A 15,703-nucleotide genomic window follows, 5' to 3' on the forward strand; every position below is an offset into this window, starting at 1 on the left:
CTGACTTCCCGCCGGCACCGCGCCCCTCTATATTTGCCGGCTATTCCGCCCGACGAGGCGGCGGCGACGGCGAGGCTGCGGCTCGCCCACGAAAGGCGCAGGCAATGGTGGACGGTTCCGGCAACACGCAGCGAACGGACGACGAAGGGGAACGCGCGCACCTGGCCTTCCTCGAGGGCGGCGGCGAGCTGGGCCGCCTGGTGCGCGACTTCCCCTGGGAGCGCACCTCGCTCGGGCCGATCGCCACCTGGCCGCAGAGCCTGCGGACCGCGACCAGCCTGCTGCTGCGCTCGCCGGTGCCGATCGTGATGCTGTGGGGCGAGCCCGGCTTCATGATCTACAACGACGCCTACTCGGTGTTCGCGGGCGGCCGCCATCCGCAGCTGCTGGGCTCCGAGGTGCGCCAGGGCTGGCCCGAGGTGGCGGACTTCAACGACCACGTGATGAAGGTCGGCCTGGCCGGCGGCACCCTCGCCTTCAAGGACCAGGAGCTGGTGCTGCATCGACACGGCAAACCCGAGCCGGTGTGGATGAACCTCGACTACTCCCCGGTGCTCGACGAGAGCGGCCGCCCCGCCGGCGTGCTGGCGATCGTCATCGAGACCACCGAGCGCATCCGCGCCGAAGCCGCGCTGCGCGAGAGCGAAGCGCGCGCCAGCGGCGTGCTCGAGGGCATGGCCGAGGGCTTCGTGCTGGTCGATGCCGGCTACCGCGTGCTGGCCATCAACGCCGAGGGCATGCGGCTGGAGACGCGCTCGCGCGAGGAGATCATCGGTCGCACCCTGTGGGAGGCCTGGCCCGGCACCTTCGAGAGCGCCTTCGGCCAGCTCTATCGCCAGGCGATGGGCGAGCGCCGGCGCGTCGAGATCGAGCACTTCTACACCTGGCCCAGCGGCCGCAGCGCCTGGATCGAGATGCGCGCCTACCCCTCGGGCGACGGGCTCGCGATCTTCTACCGCGACATCTCGGAGCGCAAATCGGTGGAGGAGCGCGAGCGCTTCCTGCTCAAGCTCAGCGACACGGTGCGCGACCTCGCCGACCCGGTGGCGGTGACGAGCGCCGCCGCCGAGCTGCTGGGCCGCCATCTCGCGGTGGGGCGCGCGGGTTATGGCGTGGTCGATGCCACGCAGAAGAACGTGACCGTGGCACGCGACTGGAGCGCCGGCGCCCTGCCCAGCCTCGCGGGCGAATCGCGCGTGCTCGACGGCTTCGGCCCCGAGGTGGTGGCCGAGCTCAAGGCCGGGCGCACCCTCGTCATCGCGGACTTCCGCGCCGATGCGCGCGCGGGCGGCGCGTATGCCGACACCTGGGAAAGCATCGGCACGCGCGCGCTGGTCGTGGTGCCGCTGCTGCGCGCGGGCGCGCTGCGGGCTGTCTTCTACCTGCACGAAGCCGCGCCCAGGCCGTGGATGCCCAACGAGATCGAACTGGCCGAGTTGACCGCCGAGCGCACCTGGGACGCGGCCGAGCGCGCGCGCGTCGAGGCGCGGCTGCGCGACAGCCGCGACCGGCTCGCGATGGAGACCCAGACGCTGGAGATCATCAACGCCACCGGCGCGCAGATCGCGGCCGAGCTCGACCTGCAGAAGCTGGTGCAGCACGTGGTCGATGCGGGCGTGGAGCTCACGGGCGCGAGCTTCGGCGCCTTCTTCTACAACGTGCTCGACGAGGCCGGCGAGCGCTACATGCTCTATTCGCTCTCGGGCGCCGACCGCGCCGCCTTCGAGAACTTCGGCATGCCGCGCGCCACGCCCGTCTTCGCGCCCACCTTCCGCGGCGAGGGCGTGATCCGCTCCGACGACATCCTCGCGGACCCGCGCTATGCGCAGAACCCGCCCAACAAGGGCATGCCCCGCGGCCACCTGCCAGTGCGCAGCTACCTCGCGGTGCCGGTGGTCTCGCGCTCGGGCGAGGTCATCGGCGGGCTGTTCTTCGGCCATGTGCAGACCGGCATGTTCAGCGAACGCTCGGAACGCGTGATGGTCGGCCTGGCCGCGCAGGCCGCGATCGCGATCGACAACGCGCGGCTGTTCGATGCCGTGCAGCATGCCAACACCCAGCTCGAGGAGCGCGTGAAGGCGCGCACCGCCGAGCTCGAACTCGCGCACGAGCGGCTGCACCAGTCGCAGAAGATGGAGGCCGTGGGCCAGCTCACCGGCGGCATCGCGCACGACTTCAACAACATGCTGGCCGTGGTCATGGGCTCGCTCGAGCTGCTCAAGCGCCGCATGGGCGACAGCGACCCGCGCGCCCAGCGCTACACCGAGTCGGCCATGGACGGCGCGCGCCGCGCCGCCGTGCTGACCCAGCGGCTGCTCGCCTTCTCGCGCCAGCAGCCGCTGCGGCCCGAGGCCATCGACGCCAACAAGCTGGTGGCCGGCATGTCCGACCTGCTGCGCCGCGCGCTCGGCGCCGAGGTTCAGCTCGAGACCGTGCTGGCCGGCGGCCTGTGGCGCGCGCACGCCGACCCGAACCAGCTCGAGAACGTCATCCTCAACCTCGCGGTGAACGCGCGCGACGCCATGCCCGAGGGCGGCCGCCTCACCATCGAGACCCAGAACGCCCACCTCGACGGCCACTATGCGACCACCCACCTGGGCGTGCCCTCGGGGCAGTACGTGATGATCGCCGTGACCGACACCGGCATGGGCATGAGCGAGGAGGTCATCGCCAAGGCCTTCGACCCCTTCTTCACCACCAAGGGCGTCGGCAAGGGCACCGGCCTCGGCCTGAGCCAGGTCTACGGCTTCGTCAAGCAGACCGGCGGCCACGTCAAGATCTATTCGGAGGTCGGCCATGGCACCACCGTCAAGGTCTACCTGCCGCGCTTCGCCGGCGCCGGGGGGGACGATCCCGATGCCGAGCGCGCCGACGAGGTGCCGCTCGGCGAGATGCAGGAGGTGGTGCTGGTGGTGGAGGACGAGCCGGCCGTGCGGCAGTTCAGCGTCGACGCGCTGACCGAGCTCGGCTACCGCGTGCTCGAGGCCGACGGCGCCGCCGCCGCCCTGCGCCAGCTCGAGGCCCATCCCGAGATCGCGCTGCTGTTCACCGACGTCGTCATGCCCGAGGTCAACGGCGCCAGGCTCGCCGAGGAAGTGCGCCGCCGCTGGCCCGCGGTGAAGATCCTGTTCACCACTGGCTACACGCGCAACGCGGTGGTGCACAACGGGGTGCTCGACGCGGGGGTGGAGCTGATCGGGAAGCCGTTCACGCTGGAGGCGCTGGCGGTGAAGGTGCGGCAGGTGCTGGAGGGCTGAACCCGCCAGCACCCCGCTCGCGCTAGCGAGCGGCCGACAGCTGCTGGTCGCCCGGCGGCAGGAAGCAGAACGCCATCGGCGTGTCGTGCTCGTAGTCCAGCGGCACCCCGTAGCAGTCCTCGGTGTGGTCGATCTCGACGCCGATGCAGATGGGCACGTACGAGTCCGGATTCACGCTCGGCACGTCGGCGGGCGCGGCCTTGTTCTGGATGAAGAAGTAGCCGAGCTCCTCGGTCGACACCAGGCTCCAGAGCTGGCGGTCCCGTGCGGCGTCCTGGCGCGCCTGGACGATCAGCTTCGGCGCGACGCCGGTATCGCCGCCCGACAACGTCATGACGAAGCCCGTTCCCATCGCCGTCTCCAGGTACCACCAGTCCTTTTCGGTGGAGGGCACGAACTTCCAGAGCTGGTTCTTCACGCTCGGGTCCGTCATGGGTTTGCGGCTGTAGGCGATGACCTGCGCCCCGGACGCACTCGATGCGTCCTTGATGTCGAGCACGCGAACGATGTTGCCCTTGTGGCGGATGAAGAACTCCGTCTTCAGCGGATCGATGTGGCTGGCCTTCTGCGCCGCCGTCTTCGCGGGCGCCGACGAAGAGCGGCCCACGGCCGGGCCTGACGCCACCACGTCCCGCTTCCAGTAGGCATCGATCAGCGCCAGCGCGCCCGTGATGTCCACGCTGTTGCCATGGCGCTGCAGCAGCGAGAGCGCCTGGTCGTTGGTCGAGTTCTCGGGAATGAAGCACGGCAGCCTCGGATTGAGGTTCACGTAGCGGTCGCCCAGCAGCATCTTGGCGATGTTCGGCATGAGCTCCGTGGAAGTCCCGTTGAGGCTCATGTCCAGCACCGGCGACGCGCCCTTCTGGTTCATGAGGAAGGGCGTGATGTTGTCGAAGGGGTTGCCGTCGCCATTCATCCACTGCGAGGCGCCCCAGTCGTGGGTATCGCTCTGCAGCCAGTAGGGCATGTAGCCGGTTCCGATCGTGATCGCGGCGATCTGGTCGAGCGTATAGCCGTTGCGCACCGCGAGGGCGATCGCGGCGACCGTGGGGTCGTGGTTGAAGAAGGCGCCATCGACATTGCCGTTCATCGAGCCGAGCTGCCCCGGCATGGCGCCGCTCGAGGTCGCCGCATGCGCGATCAGGGTCTCGGCATTGCCCTCGAGGCCGTCGAGCCTGTCCCGCTCCGTGCCGAGCATGTTGGTGAACATCATCGGCTTCCACGGGGTGGGCATCATCTTGCCGTCATGCTGGTCCGGCTCGACGCCGCCGACATTGAACGAGACGAGCAACACGTCGTGCCGCGCATTGGCGATCGGTGTCGTGCCATGGAGCTCCTCCTGGCTGGCCAGCACCTCGTCGATCGAGTAGGCGGGCTTTCTCGGATCGGGATTCATGGCGTTGTAGAAACTCAATTCCTTGCCGGTGAACAGCTTGATCAGATGCTCGGGCTTCTTGCCCGCCAGCAATTCGCTGCTGATGATCGCGCCGGTCGAGCAGCCCGCGAACATCTTGGTCTGGTCCAGCAGCGCCGTGTCGGCGTTGTACAGGCGCTGCAGGATGGTGGCCGAGAGCAGACCACGGATACCGCCACCGACAAACGAGATGATTGTGTAGAAGCCAGGTTTAGTCGACATCACGAATCTCCTTTGAGTTGACCCCAATTGGGGAATCGCAGTGTCGATTTCCGATATTGGATTTGCACCTTACTTTTTCTTGCAACGGCCCTTCGAATACCGCTGGCTCGCGCCTTCGATGAGGACAAACGTATAGCTACGAATTCCGGTGAAATTGCGTGCAATTGCCTCTGGCATTCGCACGCGAAATCTATTTCAGCGAGCTATCGGGTGTAAGAAATTTCCAATAGCCGCTCTTTCGGAAAGGGCCATCTCGTTCCCGATCTCCGTCACTCATCCGGGCGTCGCGGCGAGCAGGAATTCCGTGACCTCTTCCGAGAATGCCTTGCGCGTCCCGTCGATCAGCACCGTATCGGCACTGGCCGGATCGGGTTGCGCGGTCGGCATGCCATGCGCGACCAGGGCCTCGGCGCAACCCAGCCAATCGCCGCCCTCGACGGGCTGGTTGTACGAGGCCCATGACAGCGAGCCGATGGCGTTGTCGCCATAGCCGTGCTTCTCGGTCCAGCTCGCGCCGTGCTCGAGCAGGAAACGCGCGAGCGCGGCATCGCCACGGAACACGGCCTGGTTCAGCGCCGAGGCATCCCAGTCGCCGCCGCGCGCGGCGATCGGCCAGCCGCAGCGCACCATGGTCCGCACCGCATCGCCGCAGCCTTCCTGCGCCGCGAGTTCGGACAGGAGGCGAAGCTGCGATTCCGACAGCGTGTCGACGAGGCCGGGATGCGCGGCCTGCAGCGCGCGGGCGGCCGGTTCGTCGGCGCGCGCGCAGGCCGCGATGAAGGCTTCCTGCGGCGCGTCCTGTGCCTCGCCACCGGTGCCTTCGAGCAGGCGCGCCACCTCCACCAGCCCGAAGCGCAACGCCAGCGTGCGCGCATCGATGCCCTCGCGCGTGCGCGCCGAGGTATCGGCACCCGCGGCCAGCAGGGCCTCGATGTGGGCCGGCGAACGGCGACGGCGAATCGCCCACAGCAACGGCGTGCCCCACTCATTGGTAGGCGCGCTGCCGGCGCTCTCATTGGGATCGCCGCCATGCGCGAGCAACAGCTTCAGCGCCTCGACATCGTCGAGGTCGAGCACGCGGTAGAGCGCGTTGGTGCCGGTCACGCGCGCGCCCGCCGCGAGCAGCAGCGCGGTGCAGGCGCGGTTCTCGAGCGAGTGGTAGAGCGACTCGTTGTCGTCGGGATCGGCGCCGGCATCGAGCAGCAGCCGCGTGGTTTGCGGATCGCGTTGCTGGCCGGCCGCGCCGTACAGCGCCGTGAGCCGCTCGTCCTCGTTCGGCGTGGCCAGCGAGGCGGGCGGCCAGCGGTTGCCGATGGACTGGTCGGCATCCGCGCCGGCCTCGAGCAGCAGGCGCACGCAGGCGCGCATGCGGTCGCGGTACGCCGGCAATTGCAGGAAGGCCGAGTGCGTGACGGCCACCAGCGGCGGCAGCTTCAGCGGCCCGCCCGCGCGATGCACCCATGAGGGATCGCGCGCGATCGCGGCGCGCAACGCGGCCTCGTCGCCGACGGCGCAGGCCAGCCAGGGATCGTCGCCGAGCAACTGCGGCGTCTCGGCGAGCAATCGCTCGGCCACCGCGGGCCGCGCTGCGTTGTTGCCGCCGGCCACGTCGCCCGCATAGACCAGGGCCAGCCAGTGCCGCAGCGCCCTCGCGGGATCAGCCACGGCGGCCTGGCGCGCGAGCACGAAGCCCTGCAGGTCGGTCCAGGAGACGAAGCCGTACTCGCGCGCGATGCACGACTGCGCGTCGTGCAATCGCAGGTCCATCGCGGCGATGGCCGCGTCGCTCCTTGCGGCCGCGGCCGGCAGGTGCGCGCGGAACTGCGCGATGGCCGCCGCGTCGCCCTGGCGGTAGGACGACAGCAGCGTCTTGGCTTGCTTCTTGAGATGGCCCAGGTCGGGCCGAGGGGGGATGCGCTTCACAGGAACCTCCGTGCATCGACGCCGAAGACCCGCAAATTCGGCTGCACAAAGGACTGCTGGTTGCTCAGCGTGCGAAGGCAAGTGGGTTCAACCCTTCCCGCGGGCCCGGGCGCGGCTTGCAACCGCGGGCCGCATGTTAGCGCATCGCTCAGGGCTCGATGCGAAGCCAAGGCCAGCGTGCGCGATACGAGGCCGCCTTGCGCTCGAACAGTTCGCGGTGCGGCACCAGCGGATTCATCGTGAGCACGCCCTCGTACAACAGTTGCAGCCCGTTCGGCGCATAGAGCTCGCCGGGCCGCACGCCGACGCAGGTGGCGGGCACGAGGAAGCGGTCGATGCCGTCGCGCGCGCTGTGCAATGCGTCGTAGCGCTCGCCGAAGTGCGACTCGTACCAGAGATGCACGCGCGCCTGGTTCGCCACCTCGACCTCGATGCCCAGGTCGCCGAGCAGCGCATCGGCACGCGCCTGCACGCGCGCCTCGCCGGCCTGGCTCAGGTCCTCGGCATCGAAGTAGAACAGGTCGTAGTCCTTGATCCGCGCTTCCGGCGCGTCGCCCGAGCGCAGGTTCCAGACGGTCTGGAACAGGCAACCCGCGACCAGCCAGCCGTCGGGCAGGGCCAGCGCATCCCAGCGCTCGAGGATGGCGCGGTTGTTCGGGTTGCGGCGGATGTCGTCGAGGAAGCGGTCGTGCATGGAAAAGCGGGGAATCGGCTGCGATCGGAAGCCCGGCATTCTGCGCCGTCCCGTGCACCGGATCCGCGCGCGACCTCAATAGCTCGCGCGCAAGGTCAGCCGCACATTGCGCGGATCGCCATACACGCTGTAGAAGCGCGAAGGCAGCCGCGCGTAGTAGACGCGATCGAACAGGTTGTGCACGTCGAGCGTCAGCGACAGGTTCCTGTTGAAGCGGTAGCCGACCTGCGCATCGGCCACGGCATAGCCGCCCTGCACGGCCGCGCCGCGGTCGGTCTTGCTGACGGCGCGCACGCCCAGGCCCACATGCAGGCCCGCGACCGAAGGCTGCTGGAACTCGTAGCGCGTCCAGAGCTTGACGGTGTGCTTGGGCTCCTCGCTCGAGAAGGGCTTGCCGGCGTTGCTCGGGTCGTCGGCATAGCGCGTGTCGAGCCGGGTGTAGCCCGCGTAGAGGTCCCAGCCGCGCGCGAGGCTGCCCGAGACCTCGGCCTCCCAGCCCTTGCTGCGGACCTTGCCCTCGGCGACGAAGAAGCCGGGGTTGTCGGGATCGGTGACGGCGCGGTTGCGGTCCTCGATGCGGAAGGCGGCCAGCGAGGCATTGAGGCGGCCGTCCATGAAGCTGCCCTTGGTGCCGATCTCGAACTGCCGGCCCACGCGCGGCAGCAAGGCGGCATTGCCGACCGCGAGCTGGGTCTGCGGAATGAAGATGTCGCTGTAGCTGCCGTAGAGCGAGATGTCGGGCCGCAGTTCGTAGACCAGGCCGCCATAGGGCGAGAACTTGTGATTCACGCCACCGGCATCGCGTTTCCACGTGCCGGGCGTGGGCAGCAGCGTCTGGCTCTCGCTCTGGTAATGGCTCACGCGGCCGCCGAGCACCAGCGTGAGCGGGTCGGCGAGCCGCAGCCGCGTCTGGCCGTAGAGGCCGCTCTGCTCGCTGCGCGTGTTGCTGCCGAAGCGGAACGGGATCGGGCGGTCGGGGACGTAGAGGTTGTAGATGTCGACCTGCGGGATGCCGACCGAGCCCGAGAGCGAGGTCTCGTCGCGCTTCGAGTGGTTGGCGCCGATCAGCAGGTCGTGCTTGCGGCCCCACAACTTGAAGCTGCCCGCGAGGTTCAGGTCCAGCCCCTGCCAGGTGGTCTCGCCGCTCTGCGCCTGCAGCGTGTAGGCCGCGCGGTTGTCGAGGCGCACCAGGCCGTTGATGTAGCCGTAGCGCGAGTCGCCGTCGATGCTGCGCCGGATGTAGGCAGCCTTCGCGACCCAGTCGTCGTCGAAGCGGTGCACGAACTCGGCATAGACCTCCTTGGCGGTGCCCGAGCTGCCGCTCCAGTCGGTGCCGAAGAAGGTCTTGCGCGGCGCGTTGAGGAAGCTGCCGTTGGTGTAGGTGCCGGGGCCGTAGTCGATGCCGCGGTCGTGCTGTGGCTGCACGCTGCCCGACAGGCTCAGCGTCGAGCGCGGACCGAGGTCTGCCTCGACGATCGCATAGCCCAGCGTATGGCGGCTCGTGCCCTGGGTGCGGAAGCTGTCGCCGCCCTCGGAGGACAGCAGCGCGCGGCCGCGCACCGTGCCGGCCTCGTTGAGCGGACGGCTGATGTCGATCTCGCCGCGGTGCTGGTTCCACGAGCCGGCCGACAGCAGGCCCGAGATCGCGGGCTCGGCCAGCGGCCGCTTGCGCACCAGGTTCACGGTGCCGGCCGGCGTGCCCGATCCCTGCAGCACGCCGGCGGGGCCGCGGAACACCTCGACGCGGTCGTACATCGAGAGGTCGAACTGGCGCAGGTACTGGATGCCGTTGTTGAACGGCAGGCCGTCGTACTGCACCTCGGAGGCATAGCCGCGCGACTGGAAATAGGCGGTGCCGTCGCCGTAGGGAATGGCGGTGACGCCGACGGTCTGGCGCAGCGCGTCCTCGACCGTGGTCATGTTCTGGTCGTCCATCTGCTGGCGCGTGATGACCGAGACCGAGTTCGGCACGTCCTTCCACGGCGTGGGCGTCTTGCCGGCCACGGTCACGGCGCGGGCGGCATAGGAGCCGCTGCCTTCGGTGAGCGCGCTGCGCTCGCCGCGCGCGGTCACCACCACGGGGGCGAGGCCGCCGTCGCCCGATGCCGCGGCGCCATCGGTGGCCGCCTTGCGCAGGCGGTAGTTGCCGGGCGCGACCGGCACCGCCTCGAGGCCGCTGCCGGCCAGCAGGCGCCGCAGGCCCTGCTCGATGCCCTGGCCGCCTTCGAGGCCGGGCGAGCGCAGGCCCTCGGTCAGCGCGGGATCGAAGGACAGCGTGATGCCGTTCGCGCTCGCGAAGCCGTAGAGCGCCTGGCTCAATGGCCCGGGCGCGATGGCCTGGGTGGATGGCGCGTCGGCGGCCCGGGCGATGGCGGGCGGCAGCGCGGCGGCGAGCGCCGCGGCGAAGGCGATGGCGGTGAAGCGATGGCGCGAAGCGAAGGAGGAAGGCATGGCGGGTCCGGTCGACAAGTCGGTGAAAAGGTGTTGCTTTCTGACTTGTCGAACGAGCGCAGAAAAAGGGACACGCAGCGCCGCGATGCGCGCGCGCCGCCCTTACCCCGGTGCGCGCGCCCCGACCGTGACCCAGTAGCGCGTGCGCGTTCGGACCTGCACCGGCAGCGTCTGCGCCAGGGTGGCGAGCACTTGGTCGGTGTCGGCGACCTGGAACACGCCCGAGATGCGCAGGTTCGCGACCTCGGGCGCGCAATGCAGCACGCCGGGGCGGTAGCGCGAGAGCTCGGCGAGGAAATCCTCGAGCCGCTGCCGGTCGGCCACCAGCGCGCCCTGCGACCAGGCATCGGCGCCGGCCGCGATGGCGCGCGGCGTGCCGGCGGCGTCGCGCGTGAAGTCGACCTCCTGGCCGGCGCGCACGACGACGCGGGTCGCGTCGGTTGCGCGCGGCGCGATCTCGACCGCGTGCTCGAGCACCGCCACGCGCGTGCGCTCGTCGCCGCCGCGCACCGTGAAGCGCGTGCCGAGCGCGCGCACCCGGCCCTGCCCGGTCTGCACGAAGAACGGCCGCGCAGGCGGCCCGGCGGCATGGCCGGTCTCGACCAGGATCCGGCCCGCGCGCAGCAGCACCAGCCGCTCGCGCTCGTCGAACACCACGTCGGCCGCGCTGCCGGTGTCGAGCAGCAGCCGGGTGCCATCGGCCAGCACGAAGCCGCGCCGTTCGCCGACGGCCGTGCGGTACTCGGCGGCGAGCTCGACGCCCCAGGTGCGCCAGGCCAGCCAGGCGGCCGGCGCGCCGGTGGCCAGCAGCACCGTGGAACGCAGCAGCACGCGGCGGCGCAGGCGGCGCGCGCTCTCGAGCGTGGGCACGCCGAGTCCTGTCGGCACGCGACCGAAGGTGCGCGCCAGTTCGTCGGCGGCCTGCCAGGCGCGTTCGTGCTCGGGCGCCTGCGCGCGCCAGGCATGCAGGGCGCGGTGCCCGGCCTCGTCCATCTCGCCGGCATGCAGCTTCACGAGCCAGTCCGCGGCCTGCAGCACCACCGGGTCGGCGCTGCGCGGGCGCGTGGCGTTCAAAGCATCGAGGCGATGCATTGGGCAAAACCCGCGCGCATGTCGCGCTTGACGGTACGCACCGACACCTCGAGCCGCTGCGCGATCTCCTCGTAGCCCAGGCCTTCGAGCTGCGACAGCAGGAACACGGTGCGCGTGCGCGCGGGCAAGGCATCGAGCATGGCGTCGATGCGGTGCAGCGCCTCGATCACGAGCAGGCGGTCCTCGGGCGAGGGCGCCAGCGGCTCGGGCATGGCGGCCAGTTGCTCGAGGTAGGCCTGCTCGAGCGCGCGGCGGCGGAAGTGATCGACCAGCAGCCCGTGCGCGACGGTGCGCAGGTAGGCGCGCGGCTCGTGCAGCTGCTGCGCCTTCGAGGGCGCGACGACCAGCGCGAGGAAGGTGTCGTGCGCCAGGTCGGCCGCATGGTGGATGTCGCCGAGCTTCCTGCGCAGCAGGGCCTGGAGCCAGCCGTGGTGGTCGGCATAGAAGGCCTCGACGGCTTGCATTGGAGTGGCGCGCGGGCCCATGGCGACGGTGTCTACACAAGAGAGGGCGCGAGGGCCCTACGATGCAAATGAGAACTATTATTATAAACAGACACCTGACACCGGCGGCATGGAAGCGCGCGAGCGCCCGCTCACTTCAGCAACGGAAAGCTCTGCGGCAACACCGCGAGCCAATGCCGCGCGGCCACCGACAGCCGCGTGGTGCGGCGACGAATCAGCGAGATCCGGTGGCGGAAGCTCGCGAGGTCGGAGATCGCGATCCGCCGCATGCCCCACTGCTGCGCGATGTCGGCGGCATAGCCCGGCACGATCAGGAAGCCGGCGCCCTGCCGCGCGAAGCCCAGCGCCGCCGTGAGCGAACCGACCTCGATGTGGTTCTCGAAGCGCAGCTGCGTGCGCGCGAAGATCTGGTCGAGCGTGCGGCGGATGCTGTAGGAATCGCGCAGCGAGATGTAGTTGTAGGGCAGCAGCTCCGCGGCCCGGATCGAACGCCGGCGCGCGAGCGGATGCGCATCGTCGACGATGGCATACATCGCGTCCTCGATCGCCACGGTGGCCTCGAGGCCGCTGATCTCGGAATCCGTGGCGCAGAAGCCGATGTCCACCACGCCCGAACGCACGCGGTCGAGCGTCTCGTCGGTCGAGCATTCGTGGATCTCGAAGTCGATGCCGGGATAGCGCTGGCGGTAGCTCGCGATCGGCCCCGCGAGCAGGCCGTAGTGCATCAGCGGCGAGGCGGCCACGCTGACCTTGCCGCGCTCCAGCGTGATCAGCTCGGTGATGCTGCGCTTGGCGGTCGCCATGGTGGCCGTCACGTCCTGGGCGAACTCGAAGAACTCGCGCGCCGCATCGTTGGGCACCACGGTGCGCGTGGTGCGCTCGAACAGGGGCATGCCGAGCTGGTTCTCGAGCTCGGCGACCATCTTGCTCGCCGCGGACTGCGAGATGTGCAGGCCGTTCGCCGCCACGGTGAAGCTGCCGGCCTCGTAGACGGCGAGGAAGACCTGCAACTGGCGAAAGGAGATATTCATTCCATCTTCTACTGAATGCAGTAGAAAAATTCCATTGTGGCATGGGACTTCGCCGCGCAAGATGCGCCGGCTCACACAGACCAGAGACATCCCATGCATCCCTCCGACACCCGTCCCCAATGCCATGTCGCCCGCACCGCCGAAGGCGTCGTCACGGTCCGTTTCGACAACGGCCGGCTGAACCTGCTGACCGGGGACGCCGCCCACATCTACGCCGACACGCTGCAGGAACTGGCCGCCGACGAGACCACGAAGCTGCTCGTGATCCGAGGCGGCGACAGCGCCTTCCTCGGCGGCGCCGACATCAAGTTCCTGAAGGACGCTTCCAGGCGCGACATCGATGCCTACATCCGCAGCGTGTGGCGACTGTGCGAGACCATCCGCGACATCCCCTTCGCCACGATGTCGGTGATCTCGGGCTACTGCCTGGGCGCCGGCATGGAGGTGGCCGCCGTCTGCGACATCAAGCTGGCCGCGCGCGACGCCAGGTTCGGCATGCCCGAGGTCAAGCTCGGCGTGCCCTCGGTGATCCACGGCGCGATGCTGCCCGGCATGATCGGCGCCACGCGCACGCGCGACCTGCTGCTCAGCGGACGCATCATCCCGGCCGCGCTGGCGCTCGACTGGGGCCTGATCACCGACGTCGCGGGCGACGACGGCCTCGATGCCGCCCTCGCGCACTGGCAGGCCGAGATCGAGGCCAACGGCCCGCTCGCGATGCGCATCCAGAAGAAGCTGATCCGCGATTGGGAGCGCATGCCGCTGCAGGAAGCCATCAACGTCGGCATCGCCGGCCTCGTGAGCGCCTACGAGAGCGACGAGCCCAAGCGCTACATGGAAGCCTTCCTCGCGAACCGCAAGCGCCGCTGAGACGGCACCGGCGAGCCCACGAGACATCCAAGGAGACACCATGAAATTCAAGCCCCTGCGCCGCGCCCTGTGCGCCCTGTTCGCGCTGCCCTTCGCCCTCGGCGCCGCGCATGCCGACGACTATCCCTCGCAACCGCTCACGCTGGTGGTGCCCTTCGCGGCCGGCGGCATGACCGACATCCTGGCCCGGCAGTTCGCGAAGACGGTGCAGGAGAAGCTGCGGCAGACCGCCATCGTCGACAACAAGCCCGGTGCCGGCGGCGTGATCGGCGCGCCCCGGGGCGCGCGCGCCAGGCCCGACGGCTACACGCTGCTGATCACCACCACGGCGCACGTGGTGAACCCCTCGATCACCAAGAACCTGCCCTACGACACCGAGAAGGACTTCGCGCCCATCGCCATGCTGGCGCGCACGCCCAACGTGCTGCTGGTGAACCCGTCGCTGCCGGTGACGACGGTGCCCGAGTTGCTGGACTACGCGCGCAAGAACAAGGGCGTCACCTACGGCTCCTCGGGCACGGGCGGCACCACGCACCTGTCGGGCGAGCTGCTCGCGAGCCGCACCGGTGCGCCGCTGATCCACGTGCCCTACAAGGGCACGGCGCTCGCGGTGAACGACCTGCTCGGCGGCCAGATCCAGGCCTCCTTCGTCGACGGCCTGAGCGCGCTGAAGTACGTGAAGGCCGGCAGCCTGCGCGCCATCGGCGTCTCGACGCGCGAACGCAATCCCGCGCTGGCCGAGGTGCCGACCATCGCCGAGCAGGGCGTGCCCGGCTACGAGACCGAGATCTGGATCGGGCTCTACGCGCCCGCGGGCACGCCGCCGGCCATCCTCGAGAAGCTCAATGCGCTGGCGCTGCAATCGATGGGCGAGCCCGGCTTCCGCAAGACGCTCGACGAGCAGGCGACCACGCCGGGCACCATGGACGTGGCCGCAACGCGGCGCTACGTGGCGAGCGAGATCCGCAAGTGGGGCGACATCGTCAAGAAAGCCGGCATCGAGGCCCAATGACGACCGCCGCGACGCGCAACGCCGGACTGCCGCTGTCCGGCATCCGGATCCTCGACCTCACCAGCGTCATCATGGGTCCGTTCGCGACCCAGATGCTGGCGGAGTACGGCGCCGACGTGGTCAAGCTCGAGCCGCCCGAGGGCGACATCATGCGCGAGATGGGCCCGCACCTCGAGCCGGGCATGGGGCCGGTCTACCTGAACCTCAACCGCGGCAAGCGCAGCGTCTGCCTGGACCTCAAGCAGCCCGAATCGCGCGAGGTGATCGCGCGTGCCGCGCAGGCCAGCGACGTGTTCGTCACCAACATGCGCAAGAAGGCGCTCGCCAAACTGGGGCTGGACTGGGACACCCTGCGCCGCCACAACCCGCGGCTGGTCTACGTCTTCCTGGCCGGCTTCGCCGAGCACGGCCCCGACGCGGGCAAGCCGGCCTACGACGACCTGATCCAGGGCATGGTCGGACTGCCGGGCCTGGTGGCCCGCGCGGCGGACGGACGCCCGCGCTACCTGCCGCTCAACATCGCCGACAAGACGGTGGGCCTGTACGTGGTGCAGACGGTGCTCGCCGCGCTGCTGCAGCAGCGCCGGACCGAGCAAGGCCAGTACATCGAGGTGCCGATGTACGAGACCATGGCCTCCTTCATGCTCAGCGACCACCTGGGCGCCGCCACCTTCGCGGCCAACGATGCCGCGCTGGCCGGCAACCCGCGCCTGCTGTCGGCCTACCGCCGGCCCTACCGGACGGTCGACGGCTGGATCTGCACCATCGTCTACACCGACCGCCACTGGGAGTCGTTCATGCGCCTGGTGGGCGACGGCGAACTCTGGGACCGCGATGCGCGCTTTCGCAGCATGGCGAACCGCACGAAGCACATCGACGCCGTGTATGCGTATGTAGAGAGCCGGCTCGCCACGCGCAGCACCGCAACCTGGCTGCAATTGCTGGCGAACGCGGACATTCCCGTGGCCGCCTGCCCCGAACTCGGCGAGCTGATCGATTCGCTGGAGAACGCCGAACGCGGCGTCGTGCATCGTTACCAGGATGCCGAAGGCCGCTGGTACCGGGGCCTGTCGCCGACCGTGCAATGGACGCGCACCCCGCTGGCCGCCGGCGCGATGGCGCCGCGCCTGGGCGAGCACACCGACGAGGTGCTGCGCGAGTGGATGGGCGTGGCGGCTCCGCTTTGATTCCGCCCTCTCCTTGAATTGGCGCGCGTCATCGCGCCCATTCATTGCGCCATTGCAGCATCGCTGCGCGCAATTCATCGATCTCA

General features: G+C 69.6%; 11 protein-coding genes. 4 read left to right on the plus strand and 7 right to left on the minus strand.

The window, feature by feature from the left end; all coding sequences use genetic code 11:
• Positions 1–104 precede the first annotated feature (104 nt).
• A complete protein-coding gene (locus ACEN9J_RS36085) occupies positions 105–3,257 on the plus strand; it encodes a PAS domain-containing protein (RefSeq protein WP_413764750.1) in 3,153 nt (1,050 codons plus the stop codon).
• 22 nt (positions 3,258–3,279) lie between these two features.
• Here ACEN9J_RS36085 and ACEN9J_RS36090 read toward each other — a convergent pair whose 3' ends face one another.
• From ACEN9J_RS36090 to ACEN9J_RS36120, 7 genes are all read right to left on the minus strand, one after another.
• Positions 3,280–4,893 (minus strand): patatin-like phospholipase family protein, encoded by a 1,614-nt coding sequence (locus ACEN9J_RS36090; RefSeq protein WP_064262136.1) that lies wholly within the window; start codon positions 4,891–4,893, stop codon positions 3,280–3,282.
• A 273-nt stretch (positions 4,894–5,166) separates the two neighbouring features.
• Positions 5,167–6,816: an ankyrin repeat domain-containing protein gene (locus ACEN9J_RS36095; protein WP_413764751.1), complete on the minus strand. Its 1,650-nt coding sequence runs from the start codon at positions 6,814–6,816 to the stop codon at positions 5,167–5,169.
• 148 nt (positions 6,817–6,964) lie between these two features.
• Positions 6,965–7,510 (minus strand): nucleotidyltransferase family protein, encoded by a 546-nt coding sequence (locus ACEN9J_RS36100; protein ID WP_413764752.1) that lies wholly within the window; start codon positions 7,508–7,510, stop codon positions 6,965–6,967.
• A gap of 75 nt (positions 7,511–7,585) precedes the next feature.
• A complete protein-coding gene (locus ACEN9J_RS36105; RefSeq protein WP_413764753.1) occupies positions 7,586–9,961 on the minus strand; it encodes a TonB-dependent siderophore receptor in 2,376 nt (791 codons plus the stop codon).
• Positions 9,962–10,063: 102 nt separating this feature from the next.
• Positions 10,064–11,053: a FecR domain-containing protein gene (locus tag ACEN9J_RS36110; RefSeq protein ID WP_413764754.1), complete on the minus strand. Its 990-nt coding sequence runs from the start codon at positions 11,051–11,053 to the stop codon at positions 10,064–10,066.
• Positions 11,032–11,517 (minus strand): sigma-70 family RNA polymerase sigma factor, encoded by a 486-nt coding sequence (locus tag ACEN9J_RS36115; protein ID WP_413764755.1) that lies wholly within the window; start codon positions 11,515–11,517, stop codon positions 11,032–11,034. The genes ACEN9J_RS36110 and ACEN9J_RS36115 overlap by 22 nt, the downstream gene beginning before the upstream one ends.
• A 131-nt stretch (positions 11,518–11,648) precedes the next feature.
• Positions 11,649–12,548: a LysR family transcriptional regulator gene (locus tag ACEN9J_RS36120; RefSeq protein ID WP_057589988.1), complete on the minus strand. Its 900-nt coding sequence runs from the start codon at positions 12,546–12,548 to the stop codon at positions 11,649–11,651.
• A 93-nt stretch (positions 12,549–12,641) separates the two neighbouring features.
• Between ACEN9J_RS36120 and ACEN9J_RS36125 the strand changes: the two genes are divergently transcribed.
• The 3 genes from ACEN9J_RS36125 to ACEN9J_RS36135 are packed head-to-tail and all read left to right on the plus strand — an operon-like array spanning position 12,642 to position 15,617.
• Positions 12,642–13,418, plus strand: a complete 777-nt coding sequence (locus tag ACEN9J_RS36125; RefSeq protein WP_057589989.1) for an enoyl-CoA hydratase-related protein — start codon at positions 12,642–12,644, stop codon at positions 13,416–13,418.
• A gap of 40 nt (positions 13,419–13,458) precedes the next feature.
• On the plus strand, positions 13,459–14,430 hold the full coding sequence (locus ACEN9J_RS36130; RefSeq protein WP_413764756.1) for a Bug family tripartite tricarboxylate transporter substrate binding protein: 972 nt from the start codon (positions 13,459–13,461) through the stop codon (positions 14,428–14,430).
• Entirely contained in the window at positions 14,427–15,617 is a 1,191-nt protein-coding gene (locus ACEN9J_RS36135) for a CaiB/BaiF CoA transferase family protein (RefSeq protein WP_413764757.1), read from the plus strand. Before ACEN9J_RS36130 ends, ACEN9J_RS36135 begins: the two co-directional genes overlap by 4 nt.
• Positions 15,618–15,703: the final 86 nt, after the last annotated feature.

The organism is Variovorax sp. Varisp41, from assembly GCF_047325085.1.
Lineage (GTDB): Bacteria > Pseudomonadota > Gammaproteobacteria > Burkholderiales > Burkholderiaceae_C > Variovorax.

What these genes read in the sequence shown, in the direction of transcription:
- ACEN9J_RS36085 (WP_413764750.1), top strand. Translation starts at nt 105, where the DNA reads ATGGTGGACGGTTCCGGCAACACGCAGCGAACGGACGACGAAGGGGAA.
- ACEN9J_RS36090 (WP_064262136.1), bottom strand. Translation starts at nt 4,893, where the DNA reads ATGTCGACTAAACCTGGCTTCTACACAATCATCTCGTTTGTCGGTGGC.
- ACEN9J_RS36100 (WP_413764752.1), bottom strand. Translation starts at nt 7,510, where the DNA reads ATGCACGACCGCTTCCTCGACGACATCCGCCGCAACCCGAACAACCGC.
- ACEN9J_RS36105 (WP_413764753.1), bottom strand. Translation starts at nt 9,961, where the DNA reads ATGCCTTCCTCCTTCGCTTCGCGCCATCGCTTCACCGCCATCGCCTTC.
- ACEN9J_RS36110 (WP_413764754.1), bottom strand. Translation starts at nt 11,053, where the DNA reads ATGCATCGCCTCGATGCTTTGAACGCCACGCGCCCGCGCAGCGCCGAC.
- ACEN9J_RS36115 (WP_413764755.1), bottom strand. Translation starts at nt 11,517, where the DNA reads ATGCAAGCCGTCGAGGCCTTCTATGCCGACCACCACGGCTGGCTCCAG.
- ACEN9J_RS36120 (WP_057589988.1), bottom strand. Translation starts at nt 12,548, where the DNA reads ATGAATATCTCCTTTCGCCAGTTGCAGGTCTTCCTCGCCGTCTACGAG.
- ACEN9J_RS36125 (WP_057589989.1), top strand. Translation starts at nt 12,642, where the DNA reads ATGCATCCCTCCGACACCCGTCCCCAATGCCATGTCGCCCGCACCGCC.
- ACEN9J_RS36130 (WP_413764756.1), top strand. Translation starts at nt 13,459, where the DNA reads ATGAAATTCAAGCCCCTGCGCCGCGCCCTGTGCGCCCTGTTCGCGCTG.
- ACEN9J_RS36135 (WP_413764757.1), top strand. Translation starts at nt 14,427, where the DNA reads ATGACGACCGCCGCGACGCGCAACGCCGGACTGCCGCTGTCCGGCATC.